At 70.2% G+C, this 2,822-nt stretch carries 4 protein-coding genes; 3 read left to right on the plus strand and 1 reads right to left on the minus strand.

Features of this window, described 5'->3' with window-relative positions; translation table 11 throughout:
* The 3 genes from AB0C29_RS41830 to AB0C29_RS41840 all read left to right on the plus strand — a co-directional run.
* On the plus strand, positions 1–2,048 hold a 2,048-nt coding region (locus AB0C29_RS41830), incomplete at its 5' end, for an ATP-binding protein (RefSeq protein WP_360832912.1).
* Between the two features lie 42 nt (positions 2,049–2,090).
* Positions 2,091–2,348, plus strand: a complete 258-nt coding sequence (locus tag AB0C29_RS41835) for a type II toxin-antitoxin system prevent-host-death family antitoxin (RefSeq protein WP_360832915.1) — start codon at positions 2,091–2,093, stop codon at positions 2,346–2,348.
* Positions 2,345–2,605: a Txe/YoeB family addiction module toxin gene (locus tag AB0C29_RS41840; protein WP_360832918.1), complete on the plus strand. Its 261-nt coding sequence runs from the start codon at positions 2,345–2,347 to the stop codon at positions 2,603–2,605. Before AB0C29_RS41835 ends, AB0C29_RS41840 begins: the two co-directional genes overlap by 4 nt.
* A gap of 11 nt (positions 2,606–2,616) precedes the next feature.
* Here the strand turns inward: AB0C29_RS41840 and AB0C29_RS41845 are convergent.
* A partial coding sequence (locus AB0C29_RS41845) for a hypothetical protein (RefSeq protein ID WP_360832921.1) occupies positions 2,617–2,822 on the minus strand: 206 nt, incomplete at its 5' end.

A 2,822-nucleotide genomic window follows, 5' to 3' on the forward strand; every position in this document is an offset into this window, starting at 1 on the left:
ACGAGGGCTACGAGCGCGGAGTCCACGACGCCGACGCGGCCCTGATCCTGGAGGCGCTGGTCCGGCTGCACGCCGCCGCCGGCCTGCTGCGTTATCCCGGCCCGGTACGCGCGGCGGCCCAGCTCTTCTGGGCCTTCGCCGACGGCGAGCCGTCTTCGGTCCGGTCAGGGGTGGCGGCGGGACGGTCGGACGGGAAACAGGCCTGGGCCCGGCGGGCCTCTTCGCTGGTCCGGGCCCGGGAGATGTTCGGCTCGGCCGGATCCGCCCTGCCCGAGCTGTGTGCCGAGCTCAGCGCGGCGGCCGGGGCCGAGCCGCTGGTGGGCGAATACCTGGTGGAAGAACTGGCGAGCACCCCGGCCGGCTTCGTCACCAGCGCCGGCGCCCGCACCCTGGTCGAGCGCTTCCACCGGGCGCTGGGCAGCGGCCCGGCGGCAGCGAGCTGGGAGTACGCCGAGGATCTGCGCACCCTGGCCGACGACCCGCAGGCCCGGCAGCAGTTGGTCACCGCCTGGCTGACCGCTTTCCTGGCCGCGCAGCCGGACGCCGGGTCGGCCGACGACCTCGCCGAGGCAGTGGCACTGGAACTGACCGGGACCGCGCTGACCCGGTACGACTCCGCGGCGGCGCTGACCGAGACCGTCGGCGGGCTGCTCGGCAATCACCCGCGGATCGTCGACGGCAAGATCACTTTGCGGCTCGACGAGGTGCTGACCCGCACCCGCGAGTTCCGGGCCACGGCGGTGCCGGCGTTCCGGGCGTACCAGAAGCAGCGGACCGCCCTGGCCGCCGCCGAACGCGACCGCCTGCGCCTCGACGAGTTCAAGCCCGGCGTGATGACCGCCTTCGTGCGCAACCGGCTGCTCGACGAGGTCTACCTGCCGCTGATCGGCGACAACCTGGCCCGCCAGCTGGGCGCGGCCGGTGACGCCAAACGCACCGACCAGTCCGGCCTGCTGCTGCTCATCTCCCCGCCCGGCTACGGCAAGACGACCCTGATGGAATACGTCGCCAACCGCCTCGGCCTGGTCTTCGTCAAGGTCAACGGGCCGGCCCTGGGCCACGACGTCACCTCGCTGGACCCGGCCGAGGCACCCAACGCGACGGCCCGTCAGGAGGTCGAGAAGATCTCCTTCGCGCTGGAGATGGGCAACAACGTCCTGCTCTACCTGGACGACATCCAGCACACCTCACCGGAGCTGCTGCAGAAGTTCATCTCCCTCTGTGACGCGCAGCGCCGGATGGAAGGCGTCTGGGAAGGAAAGACCCGCACGTACGACATGCGGGGCAAGCGGTTCGCGGTGTGCATGGCCGGTAACCCGTACACCGAGAGCGGGCAGCGCTTCCGGATCCCGGACATGCTGGCCAACCGGGCCGACGTGTGGAACCTCGGCGACGTCCTGGCCGGCCGCGACGACGTCTTCGAGATGTCGTACCTGGAGAACGCCCTGACCTCCAACCAGGTGCTGGCGCCGTTGTCCAGCCGCGACCGGGCGGACCTGCCCCTGCTGGTCCGGCTGGCCGAAGGCGACGACTCGGTACGGCCCGACCGGCTCAGCTACGCGTACTCGGCGACCGAGCTGGAACAGGTGCTGTCGGTGCTCCGCAAGATGCGCCGGGTGCAACGGGTGGTGCTGCGCAACAACCAGGCGTACATCGCCTCGGCCGGCCAGTCCGACGCGGCGCGCACCGAGCCGCCGTTCAAGCTGCAGGGCTCGTACCGCAACATGAACAAGTTGGCCGAACGCATCGTCCCGGTGATGAACGAGGCCGAGCTGGAGCTGGTGATCGACGACCACTACCGCGGCGAGGCGCAGACACTGACGACCGGTGCCGAGGCGAACCTGCTGAAGCTGGCCGAGCTGCGGGGGCGACTGACCCCCGAGCAGGAGAAGCGATGGGCCGAGGTGAAGGAGGCCTTCCTGCGCGAGCAGGCGCTGGGCGGCGACGGGGACGACCCGATGAGCCGCGCGGTGGGCGCGGTGGGTCTGCTGGCCGACCGCGTCGGCGGCGTCGAGAAAGCCATCGGCCGCCTGGCGGAGCCGAGCTGAGCGCGCGTACAATTTTCTGTACGTGCTGTCGGAGAGGTTGATATGAGGACGCTGAACTACACCGAGACCAGGGCGAACCTGGCCGCCGTTCTCGACAGCGTGGTCGATGACCAGGAAGAGGTTGTGGTCACGCGCTCCGGACACGCGCCGGTGGTGATCATCCCGCTCGACCAGTACGAATCGATGAAAGAGACCGACTACCTGCTGCGGAATCCGGCCAACGCCGAATTTCTCCGCCGGGGGATCAAGGCGCTCGACGCCGGTCGGGGCGAAGTGCACGAAGTCGGCGCCGCAGAGTGAAGGTCACCTTCTGGGCCGAGGCCTGGGATCAGTACGCCTGGTGGCAGCAGAACGACCGCAAGATGGTGAAGCGCATCAACGCGCTCATCGAGGACATCATGCGCAACGGCCATGAGGGCATCGGCAAGCCGGAACCGCTGCGGGGCGACCTGTCAGGCTTCTGGTCGCGCCGCAGCGACCACGAGCATCGCCTCGTCTACCGCCTGGTCGACGACAGCGTGCAGGTCCTCGCCTGCCGCTATCACTATGGCAACTGAGGAGCGAGGCGTCAGTCCTGGGAGCGGAGCAGGGTCGGGTTGTCGCGGAGCAGAGCGGCCAGCCGCTTCGCCGCGATCTCCGTCTCCTCCGGCTCGACCCGCAGCGGGATCGGCTCCGGGAGTGGCGTCGGCATGCCGCGCTGCTGGTCCGGCTGGCCGGCCAGGCGCTGGGCCGCGCTCGGCTCCTCCGGGGCCCGGTGCTGCTCGGCGTGGATGC

Origin of the sequence: Actinoplanes sp. NPDC048791, assembly GCF_040650095.1 — a bacterium.
GTDB lineage: Bacteria > Actinomycetota > Actinomycetes > Mycobacteriales > Micromonosporaceae > Actinoplanes.

Coding starts and splice junctions, on each gene's coding strand:
- AB0C29_RS41835 (WP_360832915.1), top strand. CDS start 2,091: ATGAGGACGCTGAACTACACCGAGACCAGGGCGAACCTGGCCGCCGTT.